The organism is Serratia sp. CY29653, assembly GCF_052169255.1.
Lineage (GTDB): Bacteria > Pseudomonadota > Gammaproteobacteria > Enterobacterales > Enterobacteriaceae > Serratia > Serratia sarumanii.
Genome location: NZ_JBJNLC010000001.1, coordinates 2,215,573 through 2,231,562, shown reverse-complemented (window position 1 = coordinate 2,231,562; position 15,990 = coordinate 2,215,573). Strand labels below are relative to the sequence as shown.

16 protein-coding genes are annotated in these 15,990 nt (G+C 62.5%); 11 read left to right on the top strand and 5 right to left on the bottom strand.

Annotated elements, in window-relative coordinates; genetic code table 11:
* Positions 1 to 150: 150 nt before the first annotated feature.
* The 3 genes from ACJ8HN_RS10700 to ACJ8HN_RS10690 are packed head-to-tail and all read left to right on the top strand — an operon-like array spanning position 151 to position 1,693.
* The gene (locus ACJ8HN_RS10700; protein WP_126192624.1) at positions 151 to 720 is read left to right on the top strand and encodes a helix-turn-helix domain-containing protein; all 570 of its coding nucleotides are present in this window, start codon (positions 151 to 153) and stop codon (positions 718 to 720) included.
* 2 nt (positions 721 to 722) lie between these two features.
* The gene (locus ACJ8HN_RS10695) at positions 723 to 1,241 is read left to right on the top strand and encodes a GNAT family N-acetyltransferase (RefSeq protein ID WP_049212860.1); all 519 of its coding nucleotides are present in this window, start codon (positions 723 to 725) and stop codon (positions 1,239 to 1,241) included.
* Positions 1,242 to 1,291: 50 nt separating this feature from the next.
* A complete protein-coding gene (locus ACJ8HN_RS10690; protein ID WP_050498665.1) occupies positions 1,292 to 1,693 on the top strand; it encodes a GNAT family N-acetyltransferase in 402 nt (133 codons plus the stop codon).
* Between the two features lie 381 nt (positions 1,694 to 2,074).
* On the opposite strand, the gene ACJ8HN_RS10685 is transcribed toward ACJ8HN_RS10690, so the two are convergent.
* The 3 genes from ACJ8HN_RS10685 to ompC all read right to left on the bottom strand — a co-directional run bounded on the left by ACJ8HN_RS10685 (position 2,075) and on the right by ompC (position 5,051).
* Positions 2,075 to 2,905, bottom strand: a complete 831-nt coding sequence (locus ACJ8HN_RS10685; protein ID WP_442523408.1) for a 5'-nucleotidase, lipoprotein e(P4) family — start codon at positions 2,903 to 2,905, stop codon at positions 2,075 to 2,077.
* A gap of 17 nt (positions 2,906 to 2,922) precedes the next feature.
* The gene (locus ACJ8HN_RS10680; protein WP_043146974.1) at positions 2,923 to 3,774 is read right to left on the bottom strand and encodes a GNAT family N-acetyltransferase; all 852 of its coding nucleotides are present in this window, start codon (positions 3,772 to 3,774) and stop codon (positions 2,923 to 2,925) included.
* A gap of 179 nt (positions 3,775 to 3,953) precedes the next feature.
* Positions 3,954 to 5,051 carry a porin OmpC gene (gene ompC / locus ACJ8HN_RS10675; RefSeq protein WP_033646909.1) on the bottom strand — a complete coding sequence of 366 codons (1,098 nt, stop codon included), beginning with the start codon at positions 5,049 to 5,051 and terminating at the stop codon, positions 3,954 to 3,956.
* A 241-nt stretch (positions 5,052 to 5,292) separates the two neighbouring features.
* On the opposite strand from ompC, the gene ACJ8HN_RS10670 reads away from it, so the two are divergent.
* From ACJ8HN_RS10670 to dinG, 4 genes are all read left to right on the top strand, one after another.
* Positions 5,293 to 5,949 (top strand): glutathione S-transferase family protein, encoded by a 657-nt coding sequence (locus tag ACJ8HN_RS10670; protein WP_060419984.1) that lies wholly within the window; start codon positions 5,293 to 5,295, stop codon positions 5,947 to 5,949.
* Positions 5,950 to 6,073: 124 nt separating this feature from the next.
* Positions 6,074 to 6,406, top strand: coding sequence for a carboxymuconolactone decarboxylase family protein (locus ACJ8HN_RS10665; protein ID WP_033653414.1), 333 nt, complete (start codon positions 6,074 to 6,076; stop codon positions 6,404 to 6,406).
* Positions 6,396 to 6,788 carry a tautomerase family protein gene (locus ACJ8HN_RS10660; RefSeq protein WP_033646903.1) on the top strand — a complete coding sequence of 131 codons (393 nt, stop codon included), beginning with the start codon at positions 6,396 to 6,398 and terminating at the stop codon, positions 6,786 to 6,788. Before ACJ8HN_RS10665 ends, ACJ8HN_RS10660 begins: the two co-directional genes overlap by 11 nt.
* A 66-nt stretch (positions 6,789 to 6,854) precedes the next feature.
* Positions 6,855 to 9,053 carry an ATP-dependent DNA helicase DinG gene (gene dinG, locus ACJ8HN_RS10655; RefSeq protein WP_033637643.1) on the top strand — a complete coding sequence of 733 codons (2,199 nt, stop codon included), beginning with the start codon at positions 6,855 to 6,857 and terminating at the stop codon, positions 9,051 to 9,053.
* Here the strand turns inward: dinG and ACJ8HN_RS10650 are convergent, their stop codons facing one another.
* Positions 9,054 to 9,488, bottom strand: a complete 435-nt coding sequence (locus tag ACJ8HN_RS10650) for an Lrp/AsnC family transcriptional regulator (RefSeq protein WP_033646897.1) — start codon at positions 9,486 to 9,488, stop codon at positions 9,054 to 9,056.
* Positions 9,489 to 9,624: 136 nt separating this feature from the next.
* Between ACJ8HN_RS10650 and ACJ8HN_RS10645 the strand changes: the two genes are divergently transcribed.
* The gene (locus ACJ8HN_RS10645; protein ID WP_041034093.1) at positions 9,625 to 10,533 is read left to right on the top strand and encodes a DMT family transporter; all 909 of its coding nucleotides are present in this window, start codon (positions 9,625 to 9,627) and stop codon (positions 10,531 to 10,533) included.
* Positions 10,534 to 10,536: 3 nt separating this feature from the next.
* Here ACJ8HN_RS10645 and prpR read toward each other — a convergent pair whose 3' ends face one another.
* Positions 10,537 to 12,126, bottom strand: a complete 1,590-nt coding sequence (prpR, locus tag ACJ8HN_RS10640; RefSeq protein ID WP_442523406.1) for a propionate catabolism operon regulatory protein PrpR — start codon at positions 12,124 to 12,126, stop codon at positions 10,537 to 10,539.
* Between the two features lie 245 nt (positions 12,127 to 12,371).
* Between prpR and prpB the strand changes: the two genes are divergently transcribed.
* From prpB to ACJ8HN_RS10625, 3 genes are read left to right on the top strand one after another with little or no spacing between them, the layout of a single operon-like run.
* Positions 12,372 to 13,262, top strand: coding sequence for a methylisocitrate lyase (gene prpB / locus ACJ8HN_RS10635; RefSeq protein ID WP_033646893.1), 891 nt, complete (start codon positions 12,372 to 12,374; stop codon positions 13,260 to 13,262).
* A gap of 33 nt (positions 13,263 to 13,295) precedes the next feature.
* Complete coding sequence (prpC, locus tag ACJ8HN_RS10630) at positions 13,296 to 14,459, top strand: bifunctional 2-methylcitrate synthase/citrate synthase (protein ID WP_033646891.1); 1,164 nt, start codon at positions 13,296 to 13,298, stop codon at positions 14,457 to 14,459.
* A 50-nt stretch (positions 14,460 to 14,509) separates the two neighbouring features.
* Positions 14,510 to 15,961: a bifunctional 2-methylcitrate dehydratase/aconitate hydratase gene (locus ACJ8HN_RS10625; RefSeq protein WP_308365672.1), complete on the top strand. Its 1,452-nt coding sequence runs from the start codon at positions 14,510 to 14,512 to the stop codon at positions 15,959 to 15,961.
* Positions 15,962 to 15,990: the final 29 nt, after the last annotated feature.

The window sequence follows — 15,990 nt, the reverse complement described above, 5'->3', positions numbered from 1 at the left end:
GTGGCGTTCTTGCTGCGCAGTATGCTGGCGGTGGTGTTGCTGAGCATGCTGATATTCATCGCGCTGCGCGGCATTTTTTAAAATCCGCTTGCCATATCTCTAATTTGAGATTATTTCTCTTATATGGGATTTCAAGGCGGAGTGTGAGCGATGGATAACGGTTTGGAGACTGCCGACCTGAGGTTGGCGCAGCGGCTGGCGGATTTGCGCCAGCAGCAGGGGTGGTCGCTGGAGGAGCTGGCGCAGCGCACCGGCCTCAGCCGGGCGACGCTCTCGCGGGTGGAGCGCGCCGAAACCAGCCCGACGGCGTCGCTGCTGAACCGGCTGTGCGCCGCCTACGGGTTGACCATGTCGCGCCTGTTGAGCGACATCGAAGACGAACCGCCGGAGCTGTTGCGGCCACAGCAACAGCCAGTATGGGTCGATCGCGTCAGCGGTTTCCACCGTCGCTCCGTTTCTCCTCCCGCCGCGCTGTATAAGGCCGAGTTTATCGAAGCCCGGCTCGATGCCGGCGCGCAGATTGATTACGACCTGCCGTCGATACCGGCGCTGGAGCATCACCTCTGGTTGCTGTCCGGGCAGCTGGAATTGACGCTGGAAGGGCGCGTTTTCCGGCTGTCGCCCGGCGACTGCCTGCGCTACCGCCTGTTCGGCGCGTCCCGTTTCCATGTCCCCGGCGATGAGCCGGCTCATTACACGCTCGTTATCTGCAGGCCATAGCCATGATTGAATTGCAACAGTGGGGCGCCGACGCGGCGCAAAGCGCCATGGCCGACTTGGCCGAGATGCTGCACGCCAGCGTGGCGCACGGCGCCAGCATCGGTTTTGTCATGCCCTTTACGGTGGAGCAGGCGCGGGCATTTTGGCAGGGGCTGCTGCCGGCCCTGGCGAGGGGAGAGCGTGCGATGCTGGTGGCGCTGGCGAACGGTCGGCCGGTCGGCACCGTGCAGCTGCTGTTGGCGATGCCGGACAACGGCCGCCACCGGGCGGAAGTGGCCAAGCTGATGGTGCACCCGCAGGCGCGGCGGCAGGGCGTCGCCCGGCAGTTGATGCAGGAAGTGCAGGCGCTGGCGGCGCGTCATCGCCGCAGCCTGTTGGTGCTGGACACCCTGAGCGGCAGCGCGGCGCAGGGGTTGTACCGCCAATTGGGGTTCGAGGCGGCGGGCGACATTCCGCATTACGCCCGCGCCAGCGACGGCGGGGCGTTGGAAGCCACCTGCTATATGTACAAACTGCTGTGACTCTTCGGATACTATTAAGTGAAGTTGATAGCTCAGACGCGCTGACACTGATGGCGGAATTGTCGGTGCAACTGGCTGAGATCACCGGTGATAGCGGTACATCCTCGTTTGATCCTGCTGCTATACAAGCGGATGGAGGTTGTTTTATGTTGGTACGCAATGCTGCCGATGAAGCCGTAGCTTGTGGGGCGCTGCGTCGATTAACTTCTGGCGTTGCGGAGTTAAAACGGATGTATGTACGTGAGCCTGGCAATGGTATTGGTCGTAAATTATTACATGCTCTGGAACAACAGGCTCGATGGTTGGGGTATCGCCAACTGTGGCTGGAAACTCGAAGAGTGAACCTGCGTGCCATCAAGTTTTATCTGGCTCAGGGGTATCGGATACGCGAAAACTATGGCCGTTATCGAGGTAACCCGCAGGCGGTCTGTTTCGAAAAAGTTCTGGAATGATGTTGTAAGTCCCCATAGCCATTTGACCTTGAAATCCGTGCCTTGCTGCTTAGGTTACGGCCAGATTAAAGCAAAGAACGGATGCCGCTACGGTTTTCGGACGGTTAAAATCGAGAGGGTTAAGGGATGAACTACTCTGATATTGCTGAAAGGATAGTGAAAGTGCTTGCTTCACCGGGAAGCGTTGTGGGATTGGCTTCACAGGGCAGTGCCGATACCGATTTCTCACATTTCTTATACCCGCAATCAAAAATTTGAGCATACGCATTTCTTTATGTTCATGCCGCCGAGCCAATATCCCCATTGGTTCGGCGGCATGCTCCGTTAATCCCTTTTTGACAAAATATTAGGTTATATGGTTTTTTTCTCCCTATTCCTGAATCAGCGCCCGCGCCAGGCTTTGATCGCCTGTTGGCGCACCTGCAGCTTCTGCTGCGGCGTCAGCTTGTTGTAGTCGCGGGCCAGCCCGCTTTCCCAATCGCCGTACAGCGGGTTGGGCAGCACGATGAATTCGGTGCCGAACTTGTTCTGGTTCTCGCTGACGAACGCCCGGCGCTGCGCGTTGTCCTGGTGGTAAGTCGCGGCGCCGAAGTCGTTCAGGTTGTCGCCCGCGTACACCACGATGTCGTAGCCGTCTTGTTTGATGGCGTCGAAGCGCGCCTGCTTATTGGAGGTATCGGTGCTGAGCAGCACGGTCTTTTCCGACATGCCGGTGAAACCGAGCTTCTGCATGTTGGCCACCGTGGCGGCGTATTCACTCTGCTTGCGGTTCGACACGTAGAACATCGTGCCCTGATGGGCGTTGACGTAGCGGGCGAACGACACCGCGCCCGGCACCGCGCCGGCCTGTTCGGCCTGCGTCCATTTGGCCCAGGTGGCGCCGTCGTATGGCTGGCCCTGCTGCGCCTGCCAGCCGGAGTAGGCGCTGTTGTCCAGCATGGTTTCATCCAGATCGACCACCACCGCCTTTTTACGGCCCGGCGCGGCCCTGGCCTGATCGAAGGCGCGCTGCGCACTGTTGAACGCCTGATGCGCCAGCGCGCGGTATTCGCCGGACTGTTGGAACCAGTTCACCGCCAGCACCGACTGATCCGCCAGCCGCTGCTGGGCCTGCGCGTCGGTGTGCGGCGGCTGCGCGCAACCGGCCAGCGTCAGCAGCGCGACGCCAATCGCCGCGCCGAGGGTGAGTGTCCTTGCCTGTTTTCCTGCCATTGTTATCTCTCTCGGTTTTATTCTTGTGGGCTGTCCAGCAGCATATCCATCTCGAACTGGCGCAGGGGATCCTGCCGCCAGCCAAGATGCGTAAAGAAGGGGGCGGCCACCTCGGGCACAACGACGTTGGCAGTCAGCGGCAAAGGGGCGAACCTTGTTTGCAGGGCGGCCAGCAAGGCGCGCGCATGCCCCTGGCCGCGGTGCTGCGGCGGCACGTAGATCAGGCGCAGCCAGCAGTGCTCGGCGCCGGGCATCACCACGGCGTAGGCCTGACGATTGAGCGTATAGGCTTGCGGTTTGCCCGGCAGCTTGAACAGCGATTCGGGGGCGATCAGCCAGGGCAGATCGGTGGCGCCTTCCGCCGTCAGGCGATGGCTGACGGTCAGCGGATCGACCGCCTGCAGTTCCGCCGTGCCTGGCGGCGCTTCCGCCGGCGCCTGATGGCCGGTCAGGGTGCGCACGATGCGCAGCCCGGCGCGGTGGTACAGCGCCAGCGCGGCGTCGTTGCCTTCGATCACTTCCAGCGACAGCCGCCGGTCGCCGCGGTGGCGGGCGTCCGCCACCAGCCGCTGCATCAGCGCCTTGCCCAGGCCCTGGCCGCGCATCTCCGGGCGCACGGAAAAGGCCGCGACCCGGCTGTGCCGGCCGCGGCGGGCGATCAGCGCCACCGCCACCGGTTCATGGCGGTGGGTGACGATCAGGCTGTCGTTCAGGCTGAGATCTTCGGCGCCGAAACGGGCGGCGAAGGTCGGCCCGTCGACAACGAAGCGCACGATGTAGTTTTCAAAGCAGTGGCTGAGGATGTTCGCCAGTTCGTCGCTGCTGTAGCGCAGGGCGTTGTGGAAGTCGAAGCGTCCGTCGTTATGCATGGCTGATTTCGCTCGGGGAGAAAGCTATACATGTAGACCCGTTTTTTTTGCAAGGCAAGCGGGGGGATTGGACAGGGGGAAAATAAAAACAAAAAAGCCGGACGCAGCCGCCCGGCGAAATAAAACTCTGGGTATCAAGTGACGCTAAAGTTTGCAGTGGTGGTTATTCATTCATCACATCAGAACTGGTAGGTCAGGGCGACAACAACCACGTCGTCGTTTTTCAGACCCAGCTTGTTGTCGTCATCGAGCTGGTTGATTTTATATTCGACATAAGTGGACATGTTTTTGTTGAAGTAATAGGTTGCCGCTACGTCGAAATATTTCACCAGATCGACGTCGCCGATGCCTTCAATATCTTTGCCTTTCTGCTGAACGTAACCCAGCGATGGGCGCAGACCGAAGTCGAACTGATATTGTGCGACCAATTCAATCCCTTCCGCTTTATTGGCGAAGCCGCTAACGGAAGTGGCATTGTTATTGATGGTGGCGGTGCCGGAAATAGGCGCGATATTGCGGCTCTGCGAATAAGTCGCGGCCAGGTAGACGTTGTTGTTGTCGTATTTCAGACCACCGGCCCAGATATCGGCCTTGTCGCCTTTACCGAAGGTGCCCGCTTTTTGCGTGGTGGTGCGGTTGGAAGAGGCATAGGCGGCGCCCACGCTCAGGCCGTCGATGATTTCGTAGCTGGAGGAGAGGCCCCAGCCGTCGCCGTTCGCCTTGCTGGCGGAGCGGCCGTCGTTTTCGTTCTTGCCCTGGTACTGCACGGCAAATTTCAAGCCGTCGACCAGTCCGAAGAAGTTGTTATTACGGTAGGTGGCGACGCCGTTGGTACGGCCGTTCATAAAGTTGTCGGTCTTGATATAAGCATCGTCGCCGAATTCAGGGATCATATCCGTCCAGGCGCCGACGTCGTAAATGATGCCGTAGTTGCGGCCGTAGTCGAAGGAACCGAGATCCTTATATTTCAGACCGGCGAAGCCCAGACGCGTTTTGGTGTCTTTAGTGCCGTCGGATTCCGTGTGGTTGGCGGCGATCTGATATTCCCACTGGCCGTAGCCGGTCAGCATATCGTTAATCTGAGTCGCGCCTTTAAAGCCGATACGCACGTAGGTTTTATCACCGTCGTTGCCGGCATCATCGGAGAAATAATGCAGGGCCTTTACACGACCGTAAAAATCGAGTTTGTTGCCGTCTTTATTGTAGATTTCTGCTGCCTGTGCCGCTTGCGCAAGTAAAAGTGCCGGAATAATAACGGCCAGAAGATTACGTTTCATGGGTTACCCTGCTTTATTCGATTGAAAGACGCTTATCATCAGTTGCATTGCTGTTTTACTGTGCCGCCTGATTGTTGGCGGCGGAGAATTTTTACCGTAGTAATGTGATCTATTTATGACAAAAAATTCATTTTCATGTCGAACGATTAAAAAAGTCGCGTAAAGAGTGAATTTTTTCTTCGGCCGACGGTCGGCGGCTGGTCTACAGTTATCGATACCTTGTTCCGCTGCGGGAGGAATCATGCACGATACTTATACTTTGTTCGGCACGCAGGGCTGCGGCTCGACGATCGTGGCCGCCGCGTTGGTGTTGACCGCTTTCCCCTGGGGCTATGAGGAGGTGGACTACACGCAGGACGGCCCGGAGCGCGATCGCCTGCTGGCGCTGAACCCGTTGGGCCAGGTGCCCACCTTAGTGTTGCCCAATGACGAAGTGATGACGGAGAGTGCGGCGATCATTCTGTTGCTGCACGATCGCGCGCCGCACGCCGAACTGGCGCCGCCCGGCGGCTCGCCGCTGTTGCCGCGTTTTCTGCGCTGGCTGCTGTTCATCAACGCGGAGATTTACCCCACCTGCACCTATGCCGACCATCCGCATCGCTGGCAGCCGCAGGCGGCGGGGGCGGAACAGCTGAAAAACGCGGTAATGGATTATCGCGAGCGCTTATTGCGGCAGCTGAACGCCGCCGCCGGCGCTGCGGGCCCGTGGTTTCTCGGCAAGAGCTTCAGCGCGTTGGATCTGTACGTGGCGGTGATGTGCAACTGGCGGCCGGGCCGCGCGTGGTTCCGGCAACACTGCCCGCGGCTGTACGCCATCGCAGAGCGGGTGGAACAGCGGCCGGAGCTGAATGCGTTGCTGAGCGCCCATTTCGACGGTGTTGCCCCGCTGGAATCGTGATGCCTCCCCGCCGCCCGGCGGGGAACCCTCCCGTTTTTCTGAACCGAGACTGCTGAAAATCCCGATTTTCACTCGCTGCGGCGGCGGGTAGCGTAAGGCTATCCGCAACTGACAGGAGAGTGTGATGCCATCAGAATCCCAGGCCGGGCAGCAGGCGTTCGGCGATATTGCCCCCAAGCTGGCGCAGCTCAGCGACAGCGTTTTGTTTGACGATATTTGGCAGCGGCCGGCGCTGAGCCCGCGCGAGCGCAGCCTGATTACCGTCGCCGCGCTGGTGGCGCTCAACCGCGTGGAACAGCTGCCGTTTCACCTGCAGCTGGCGCAGCGCAACGGCGTGACGCGCCAGCAGCTGGCCGAGCTCATCACCCATCTGGCGTTCTACGCCGGCTGGCCCGCGGCGGCGTCGGCCGTGGCGCGCCTGCGTGAACTGGAACAGGAGGACAACCATGCCGTTTAGCCGCATCGCCCTGCATCAGGGCAAGTCCGCCGACTATCTGCAAACCTTGTCCGACAGCCTGCATCAGGCGCTGGTGGAGGCCTTCGAGGTGCCGCCGACGGATAAATTTCAGGTGATCGATCAATACCGCCCCGGTGAGCTTATCTACGATCGCGACTATCTCGGCGGGCCGCGCAGCGCGGATTTCGTGCTGTTTTACATCACCGCCGGGCGGCCGCGCGACACCGACACCAAGCGGCGCTTCTACGGGCGGCTGGCGGCGCTGCTGGCGGAAAACCTGCGGCTGCGCCCCGAGGATGTGATGGTGGTGATCACCACCACCCAGTTGGACGAGTGGTCGTTCAGCGCCGGGCGCGCCTCGATGATCGATCCGCAGGCGTAACTCGGGCTGACGCCGCGGGCGGTCTGTGGGACAATGGCGCCATCATTTCGTTTAGATAAGAGTTGAATGGCGCTCTCCTCCGCAGTTAAAGATCAGATTGGCCAGTGGTACAAAGCCCTGCAGCAGCAAATACCGGATTTCATTTCCCGTGCGCCCCAGCGCCAGATGATCGCCGAGGTGGCGAAGACGCTGGCCGGCGACTACCCGCGCCATCTGGCGATCGAGGCGCCGACCGGCGTCGGCAAAACGCTGTCATACCTGATCCCGGGCATCGCCGTCGGGCGGGCGGAGAGTAAACCGCTGGTGGTCAGCACCGCCAACGTGGCGCTGCAGGACCAGATCTACAGCAAGGATTTGCCGCTGCTGAAAAAGATTATCCCCGATCTGAAATTTACCGGCGCCTTTGGCCGCGGGCGTTACGTGTGCCCGCGCAATCTGGCGGCGATGAGCACCGACGTTAGCCAACAGGGCGATCTGACGCTGTTCCTCGACGACGAGCTGGCGCCGTCCAGCGGCGAAGAGCAAGCGCTGTGCCAGAAGCTGACCAAGGCGCTGGCCCGCTTCGAGTGGGACGGGCTGCGCGATCACTATCAGCAGAGCATCGACGATCCGCTGTGGGCCAAGCTGAGCACCGACAAGGCCAACTGCCTGGGGCGCAACTGCCACTACATTCGCGAATGCCCGTTCTATATCGCCCGCAAAGAGATCGAGAGCGCCGACGTGGTGGTGGCCAACCACGCCCTGGTGATGGCGGCGCTGGAGACGGAATCGGTGCTGCCGAACCCGAAAGAGCTGCTGCTGGTGCTGGACGAAGGCCACCATTTGCCGGAGGTGGCGCGCGACGCGCTGGAGATCGACGGGGAAATCACCGCGCTGTCGACCAACCTGCAGCTGGACATGATCGTGCGCCAGGTCGAGCAGTGCATGACGCAGTACCGGCCGAAGAATCCGCCGGGGCTGGCCAACAGCGAGCGGCTGAAAAACCATTGCGAGGAGCTGCGCGAGCTGGTGCAGATCTTCGAGCATCAGGTCAGTGCCTATCTGCCCGGTGACAGCGTGGCGGCCGAGCACCGTTTTGAAATGGGCGAGCTGCCGGCGGAGATGGTGGAGAGCTGCGCACGGCTGTTCAAACTGACCGATGCGCTGCGCGGGCTGGCGGAGTTCGTGCTTAACGATCTCACCGAGCAGACCGGCAAGCATGACATCGTGCGCCTGCACCGGTCGATCATTCAGATGAGCCGCACGCTGGGTTATCTGGAGGCGATGAGCAAGCTGTGGCGGCTGGCGGCGCTCGACAAATCCTCCAACGCGCCGATCTCCAAATGGGTCACGCGCGAGCTGCGCGATAACGTCACTCATCTTTACCTGCACTGCGTCGGCATCCGCGTCAGCGACCAGCTGGAGAAGCTGCTGTGGCGCAAGGTGCCGCACGTGGTGGTCACCTCGGCCACGCTGCGTTCGCTGAACAGCTTCGCGCGTTTGCAGGAGATGAGCGGGCTGAGCGAGAAGGCCGGCGATCGTTTCGAAACGCTCTCTTCGCCGTTCAATCACGTCGAACAGGGCAAGATTGTCATTCCGCAGATGCGCTACGAACCGGCTCTCGCCAACGAGGCGGAGCACCTTGAGGAGATGGCGCGATGTTTCCGCGCTGAGCAGGCGAGCGGCAAACACAAAGGCATGCTGATCCTGTTCAGCAGCCACCGGGCGATGCAGACTTTCCTCAGCTACGTGACCGATCTGCGGCTGATGCTGCTGGTGCAGGGCGACCAGCCGCGCTACCGGCTGGTGGAAGAGCACCGCAAGCGGGTGGAGAAGGGCGTCGCCAGCGTGCTGGTGGGGCTGCAATCGTTCGCCGAAGGGCTGGATCTGAAAGGCGAGCTGCTGACCCAGGTACACATTCACAAAATTGCGTTCCCGCCGATCGACAGCCCGGTGATCATTACCGAAGGCGAGTGGCTGAAATCGCTGAAGCGCTATCCGTTCGAAGTGCAGAGCCTGCCGAGCGCCTCGTTCAACCTGATCCAGCAGGTCGGTCGCCTGATCCGCAGCAACCAATGCTACGGCGAGATCGTGATCTACGATCGCCGGCTGTTGACCAAAAACTACGGTTCGCGGCTGTTGGCGTCGCTGCCGGTGTTCCCGATCGAACAGCGCGCGGTGCCGGAGGCCGACAAGGCGCATCTGGCGGCGTTGAAATCCGCCGCCGACGCGGCCAAAAAAGAGAAGAAGCGCGGCAACCCGTTCGCCCGCAAGCGGCGGCGTTAATCAGAGCAGCGGCGGCAGGCGGCGCTTGACCGGCGTGGTTTTCACGATCGAGGTGTTGCTCTGCGCATGCTCGGCCAGCCGATCGAGGGTGTGATCGAGCTGCGCCATCGAGTGCGCCACCAGCCGCACGATAAAGCAGTCTTCGCCGGTCACCTTATCGCACTCGACCACTTCCGGAATCGCCTGAATCAGCTGTTCAACCTTCTTCAGCATGCCCGGCAGCGGCTTGATGCGCACCAGTGACTCGAAGGCGTAGCCCACCGCCTGCAGATTGACGTTCAGGGTATAGCCCTGGATCACGCCGCTTTCCTCCAGCCGCCGCAGCCTTTCCGACGTGCTCGGCGACGACAGCCCCACCTGCGCGCTCAGCGTCTTCAACGACGCGCGCGCGTCCTGCGCCAAAAGAGTCAGGATCTGGCGATCGATATCATCCATAACGCCTCCGTTAGGTATTTTCTTTATTATAACTACGAGAAAAAGGCAGTTAAGCATATCTGCCTTTTTTATGCTATGGAAAGCCGCTCGGCGAAGCCGCAAGCTATGCCTCTGGGCAAGTTTGGAGGAACGCAGAATGAATGCAGAGATAAAACGCGGCTCGCTGGAGATGACGGCGGCGATGCTGATTTCCGGCTCCATCGGCTGGTTTGTGCTGATGTCCGGCCAGCCGGTGGTCAACGTGGTGTTTTGGCGCTGCGCGGTGGGGGCGCTGGTGCTGCTGGCGGTGTGCGGCGCGCTGGGGCAGCTGCGGCGCGATGTGCTGACGCGCGCCACGCTGCTGCTGGCGATCGCCGGTGGGGTGGCGCTGGTGATCAACTGGCTGCTGCTGTTTGCCGCCTATTCCTATGCCTCTATCTCCATCGCCACGGCGGTGTACAACACCCAGCCGTTTATGCTGGTGGGGCTGGGGGCGCTGTTTCTGGGGGAACGGCTGACCGCCCGCAAGCTGCTGTGGCTGGGGCTGGCGTTCGGCGGCATGATGCTGGTGGTGCTGGCGCAGCCGCGGCAGGCGGGGGAACAGAGTCATTATTTGGCGGGCATCGCGCTGGCGCTCGGCGCGGCGTTTTTCTACGCCCTGATGGCGCTGGCGGCCAAGCGGCTGAAGGGCACGCCGCCGCATCTTATTGCGCTGATCCAGGTGGCGGTAGGGGCGGTGATGCTGTTGCCGCTGGTGGATTTCCACGTTTCGGCCAGCGCTGGGCAGTGGGGCATGCTGGCGACGCTCGGCGTGCTGCACACCGGCCTGATGTACGTGCTGATGTACGGCGCGCTGCAGAAGCTGCCGACCAACCTGATCGGCTCGCTGTCGTTCATCTACCCGATCGCCGCCATGCTGGTGGATCGCCTGGCGTTTGGCCACCGGCTGTCGGCCTGGCAGCTGTTGGGCGCGGCGATCATCCTGCTGGCGGCGGCGGGCATGAACCTGCTGGGCGAGCGGCGAGCGCAACTGCTGCCGGCCTCGGACGGCCGGCGCGCTGGCTGATGCTCAGTTCGTTTTTTTCAGCCGGCGCCACAAGGTGGTGCGGCTGATCCCGAGCAATCGGGCGGCGGCGGCGTGGTCGCCCCTGCACCGCGCCAGCGCTTCGTGGGCGGAGACGGGCGCTGGCGGCGTCTCGGGCGGCGTGGCCGCCGCCAGCTCCGGCAGCAGCCAGCGCAGCGTCTCGCCGTTCGGCGCGGTGCCGGTGCTCAGCATCAGCGCCACCCGCTCCATCATGTTGCGCAGTTCGCGCAGGTTGCCGGGCCAGGCGTAATGACTCAGCGCGGCGTAACAACCGGCCAGGGCGGCGCGCAGCGGCTCCGTCAGCGGCACGTCGAGCGCCGCCAGCGACCGCTTCAGAAAGTGTTCCGCCAGCATCGCGATATCGTCGCCGCGCGCCCGCAATGGCGGCAGCTGCAGCCGCAGGGCGCTCAGGCGGTAGAACAGATCGGCGCGAAAACCGCCCCGTTGAATCGCCTGCTCCAGGTGGTTGTGGGTGGCGCTGATGACGCGAAAGTCGACCGCCATCGGCTGCTGCCCGCCGACCCGGGTGACGGCCTTCTCTTCCAGCGCGCGCAGCAGCCGGGTTTGCAGGTGCAGCGGCATTTCGCCGATCTCATCCAGAAACAGGGTGCCGCCGTTGGCGGTTTCCAACAGCCCGCGCCGGCCGCCGCGCCGTGAGCCGGTAAAGGCGCCTTCCTCATAGCCGAACAGCTCCGCCTCCAGCAGCGATTCGGCGATGGCGCCGCAGTTGATGGCGACGAACGGCGGCGTCGCGCCTCTGGCCGGCGCGCCGCGCCGGGAAAAGTATTCCCGGTGGATCGCCTGCGCCGCCAGCTCCTTGCCGGTGCCGGTTTCTCCCTCAATTAATACCGCCGCCGGCGAGCGGGCGTACAGCATGATGGTGCGCCGCGTCTGCTCCATCTGCGGGGAGTCGCCTTGCAAATCGCTCAGCCCGTAGCGCGGCTGCAGGGTATTGCGCGCGGCGTAATCGCCGCCGCGTTTGCCGCCGCCCAGCATCAGGCGCGTCACGTCCAGCGCATCGCTGAAGGCGGCGCGCAGGGTGGCGGCGGAATAGAGAAAAATGGCGGTGAGCCCGGCCTCTTCCGCCAACTCGCTGATGAGGCCCGCTCCAACCACGGCCTGAATGCCGGCGGCTTTCAGCTCGGCGATCTGGCCGCGCGCGTCCTCTTCGGTGACGTAGCTGCGCTGCTCCAGCCGCAGATCGAAGGTCTGCTGGAACTCCAGCAGCGCGGGCAGAGGGGTTTTATAGGTGATGACGCCGATCCGATCGGCGGTTCTGCGCGCCTTGCTCAGCGCCTGCAGCAGGTCGAAGCCGCCGGGCTTGACCAGGATGACCGGCACCGACAGGCGGCTTTTCAGGTAGGCGCCGTTGGAGCCGGCGGCGATGATGGCGTCGCAAGGCTCGGTAGCCAGGCGGGCGCGGATGTGCTGCACCGCCTCCTCAAAGCCGAGGTGGATCGGGATGATGGTTGCCAGATGGTCGAACTCGAGGCTGATGTCTCGGAACAGATCGAACAGGCGGGTGATGGAGACGGTCCAGATCACCGGTTTGTCCGGCGTGACGTGATCGCTCATGGTGGGTTACCGAATGGAAGTGGCTGCATTAGGTGTAGCCCGGTTTCAGTTATGTTTCAAATTTACTGCGTGAAACAGCGATTGAAACGTTAGCTGAAACGTTTTTTACCCCTTTGCCAGGCTAATGGCGCTGAATATGTTGTAACTCACTTATTTTTATCGATTTTAATTTTTCCCCTCACCGAAGCACAACCTGGCCCGCCCCTTGCTCTGTCTGTTTCATCTGGCTAATCGGAGAAAACGTCATGACGCTGCGCTCACCCGGGCTCGCCTTTCGTCAGGCCCTGAGTAAAGAAAAACCCCTGCAAATCGCCGGCGCGATCAACGCCAACCATGCGCTGCTGGCCCAGCGGGCCGGATTCCAGGCCATCTACCTTTCCGGCGGCGGCGTGGCGGCCGGTTCGCTGGGGCTGCCGGATCTGGGCATTTCGACCTTGGACGATGTGCTGACCGACATTCGCCGCATCACCGACGTTTGCCCGCTGCCGCTGCTGGTGGATGTGGACAGCGGTTTCGGCGCTTCGGCGTTCAACGTCGCCCGCACGGTGCGATCGGTGAGCAAGGCCGGGGCGGCGGCGCTGCATATCGAAGATCAGGTCGGCGCCAAGCGCTGCGGCCATCGCCCCAATAAGGCCATCGTTTCCACCGGAGAGATGGTGGATCGCATCAAGGCGGCGGTGGATGCGCGCAGCGATCCAGACTTCGTGATCATGGCGCGCACCGATGCGCTGGCGGTGGAGGGGCTGGAGGCGGCCATCGAGCGCGCTCAGGCTTACGTGGCGGCCGGAGCCGACATGCTGTTTCCGGAAGCGATCACCGAGCTGGGCATGTACCGCCGCTTCGCCGAAGCGACGCAGGTGCCGATCCTGGCCAATATCACCGAATTCGGCGCGACGCCGCTGTTTACCACCGACGAACTGCGCAGCGCCCAGGTGGATATGGCGCTGTATCCGCTGTCGGCCTTCCGGGCGATGAACCGCGCGGCGGAGCGGGTGTACCGCGCTTTGCGCGAGGAGGGCACGCAGAAAAGCGTCATCGACACCATGCAGACCCGCAACGAGCTGTACGAAAGCATCAACTACTATTTGTTCGAAGAGAAACTCGACGCCCTGTTCGCTCGCCAACGCGACGAATAGGCGCCATTCACGCACAAGCCAAACGAGGACGGTATGAGCCAAGCGATCCCCCCGCAAAGCCCGACTGGCGTTAAGCCGAAAAAATCCGTGGCGTTATCCGGCGTGCCCGCCGGGAATACCGCGCTGTGCTCCGTAGGGCGCAGCGGCAACGATCTGCACTATCGCGGTTACGACATTCTCGATCTCGCGCGCCACTGCGAGTTTGAAGAGGTCGCCCACCTGCTGATCCACGGCAAGTTGCCCAACCGCGATGAGCTACAGGCCTACAAACACCGTCTCAAAGCCCTGCGCGGCCTGCCCGCCAGCGTGCGCACGGTGCTCGAGGCGTTGCCTGCGGCGTCTCACCCGATGGACGTGATGCGTACCGGCGTCTCGGCCCTTGGCTGCACGCTGCCGGAAAAAGAGCAGCACGGCGCGGCCGGCGCGCGCGACATCGCCGACCGGCTGCTGGCGTCGCTGGGATCGATGCTGCTGTATTGGTATCACTACAGCCACAACGGCGAGCGCATTCAGCCGGAGACCGACGACGACTCCATCGGCGGCCACTTCCTGCACCTGCTGCACGGCGAAGCGCCTTCCGCCAGTTGGGAGCAGGCGATGCACGCGTCATTGATCCTGTACGCCGAGCATGAGTTCAACGCCTCGACCTTCGCCGGCCGGGTGATCGCCGGCACCGGATCCGACGTCTATTCGGCGATCGTCGGCGCCATTGGCGCGCTGCGTGGGCCGAAGCACGGCGGCGCCAACGAGGTGTCGCTGGAGATCCAGCAACGCTATGAAACGCCGGACGAAGCGGAGGCCGACATTCGCCGCCGCATCGACAACAAAGAGGTGGTGATCGGCTTCGGGCACCCGGTGTACACCGTCTCCGATCCGCGCCATCAGGTGATCAAAGAGATCGCGCTGCGCCTGTCGCGGGAGGCGGGGGCGATGAAGCTGTATGACATCGCCGATCGGCTGGAAAGCGTGATGCGCGACACCAAAAAGATGTTCCCCAACCTCGACTGGTTCTCGGCGGTGTCTTATCACCAGCTGGGGGTGCCCACCGAAATGTTCACGCCGCTGTTTGTCATGGCGCGGGTGAGCGGCTGGTCGGCGCACATCATCGAGCAACGGCAGGACAACAAAATCATTCGCCCGTCCGCCAACTATACCGGGCCGGAAGCGCGGGCGTTCGTACCGCTGGATCAGCGCTGAGCGCCGATCGCTATCGTGTCGTTTTCACTATGGAGCCTTTGGGAATCATGATGCTTGAGTCTGCCAATACCCGCCGTCCGCCGTTCGATCGCGAAATGGTCGATATCGTCGATTATGTGATGAAAGAGGCCGTCGATACCCCGGCGGCGTACCGCACCGCCCACTATTGCCTGCTCGATACCCTCGGCTGCGGGCTGGAGGCGCTGAGCTATCCGGCCTGCAAGAAACTGCTGGGGCCGGTGGTGCCGGGCGCCGAGGTGCTGAACGGCAGCCGGGTGCCGGGCACCCGCTTCCAGCTGGATCCGGTGCAGGCGGCGTTCAATATCGGCGCCATGATCCGCTGGCTCGACTTCAACGATACCTGGCTGGCGGCGGAGTGGGGGCACCCGTCGGACAACCTGGGCGGGATCCTGGCGGTGGCCGACTGGCTCTCGCGCCAGGCGGTGGCGGCGGGCAAAGCGCCGCTGACCATGCGGCAGGTGCTGATCGCCATGATCAAGGCGCATGAGATCCAGGGCTGCCTGGCGCTGGAAAATGCCTTTAACCGGGTGGGGTTGGATCACGTGCTGCTGGTGAAGGTGGCGTCCACCGCGGTGGTGGCGCAGATGCTCGGCCTGAGCCGGGCGGAGATCCTGAACGCGGTGTCGCTGGCGTGGGTGGACGGGCAGTCGCTGCGTACCTATCGCCATGCGCCGAACGCCGGCACCCGCAAATCCTGGGCGGCGGGGGATGCGACCGCGCGCGCGGTGCGGCTGGCGCTGATGGCCGCCACCGGCGAGATGGGCTATCCCTCGGCGCTGACGGCGCCGACCTGGGGATTCTACGACGTCTTGTTCAACGGCAAACCTTTCCGCTTCCAGCGGCCGTACGGCGCGTATGTGATGGAGAACGTGCTGTTTAAAATTTCGTTCCCGGCGGAGTTCCATGCCCAGACCGCCGTGGAAGCGGCCATGACGCTGCATCGTCAGATGCAGGCCGCCGGCAAAACCGCCGCCGACATCGCCGCAGTGAGCATCCGCACTCATGAGGCCTGCTTGCGTATTATCGACAAGCAGGGGCCGCTGGATAACCCGGCGGATCGCGATCACTGCATTCAGTATATGGTGGCGATCCCGCTGCTGTTCGGCCGGCTGACGGCCGCGGACTACGAGGATCGGGTGGCCGAGGATCCGCGCATCGATGCGTTGCGCGGCAAGATCCGCTGCCATGAAGATCCCGCCTTCACCCACGATTATCACGATCCGGAAAAACGATCGATCGCCAATGCGCTGACGGTGGAGTTTACCGACGGCAGCCGTCTGGATGAGGTGGCGGTGGAGTATCCTATCGGCCATGCGCGGCGGCGCGAAGAGGGCATCCCACTGCTGGTCGAGAAGTTCAAAACCAACCTGGCGCGCCAGTTCCCGGCTCTGCAGCAGCAGCGCATTCTCGAGGTGTCGCTGGACCGGCAGCGGCTGGCGCAGATGCCGGTCAACGAGTATCTCGATCTGTGGGTGATCTGACGCGAGCGGCGCTGACAAGCCACGTCGGC

Excerpts from the sequence above, each read along its gene's own strand:
- ACJ8HN_RS10700 (WP_126192624.1), top strand. The coding sequence starts at position 151 with ATGGATAACGGTTTGGAGACTGCCGACCTGAGGTTGGCGCAGCGGCTG.
- ACJ8HN_RS10695 (WP_049212860.1), top strand. The coding sequence starts at position 723 with ATGATTGAATTGCAACAGTGGGGCGCCGACGCGGCGCAAAGCGCCATG.
- ACJ8HN_RS10690 (WP_050498665.1), top strand. The coding sequence starts at position 1,292 with ATGGCGGAATTGTCGGTGCAACTGGCTGAGATCACCGGTGATAGCGGT.
- ACJ8HN_RS10685 (WP_442523408.1), bottom strand. The coding sequence starts at position 2,905 with ATGGCAGGAAAACAGGCAAGGACACTCACCCTCGGCGCGGCGATTGGC.
- ACJ8HN_RS10680 (WP_043146974.1), bottom strand. The coding sequence starts at position 3,774 with ATGCATAACGACGGACGCTTCGACTTCCACAACGCCCTGCGCTACAGC.
- ompC (WP_033646909.1), bottom strand. The coding sequence starts at position 5,051 with ATGAAACGTAATCTTCTGGCCGTTATTATTCCGGCACTTTTACTTGCG.
- ACJ8HN_RS10670 (WP_060419984.1), top strand. The coding sequence starts at position 5,293 with ATGCACGATACTTATACTTTGTTCGGCACGCAGGGCTGCGGCTCGACG.
- ACJ8HN_RS10665 (WP_033653414.1), top strand. The coding sequence starts at position 6,074 with ATGCCATCAGAATCCCAGGCCGGGCAGCAGGCGTTCGGCGATATTGCC.
- ACJ8HN_RS10660 (WP_033646903.1), top strand. The coding sequence starts at position 6,396 with ATGCCGTTTAGCCGCATCGCCCTGCATCAGGGCAAGTCCGCCGACTAT.
- dinG (WP_033637643.1), top strand. The coding sequence starts at position 6,855 with ATGGCGCTCTCCTCCGCAGTTAAAGATCAGATTGGCCAGTGGTACAAA.
- ACJ8HN_RS10650 (WP_033646897.1), bottom strand. The coding sequence starts at position 9,488 with ATGGATGATATCGATCGCCAGATCCTGACTCTTTTGGCGCAGGACGCG.
- ACJ8HN_RS10645 (WP_041034093.1), top strand. The coding sequence starts at position 9,625 with ATGAATGCAGAGATAAAACGCGGCTCGCTGGAGATGACGGCGGCGATG.
- prpR (WP_442523406.1), bottom strand. The coding sequence starts at position 12,126 with ATGAGCGATCACGTCACGCCGGACAAACCGGTGATCTGGACCGTCTCC.
- prpB (WP_033646893.1), top strand. The coding sequence starts at position 12,372 with ATGACGCTGCGCTCACCCGGGCTCGCCTTTCGTCAGGCCCTGAGTAAA.
- prpC (WP_033646891.1), top strand. The coding sequence starts at position 13,296 with ATGAGCCAAGCGATCCCCCCGCAAAGCCCGACTGGCGTTAAGCCGAAA.
- ACJ8HN_RS10625 (WP_308365672.1), top strand. The coding sequence starts at position 14,510 with ATGCTTGAGTCTGCCAATACCCGCCGTCCGCCGTTCGATCGCGAAATG.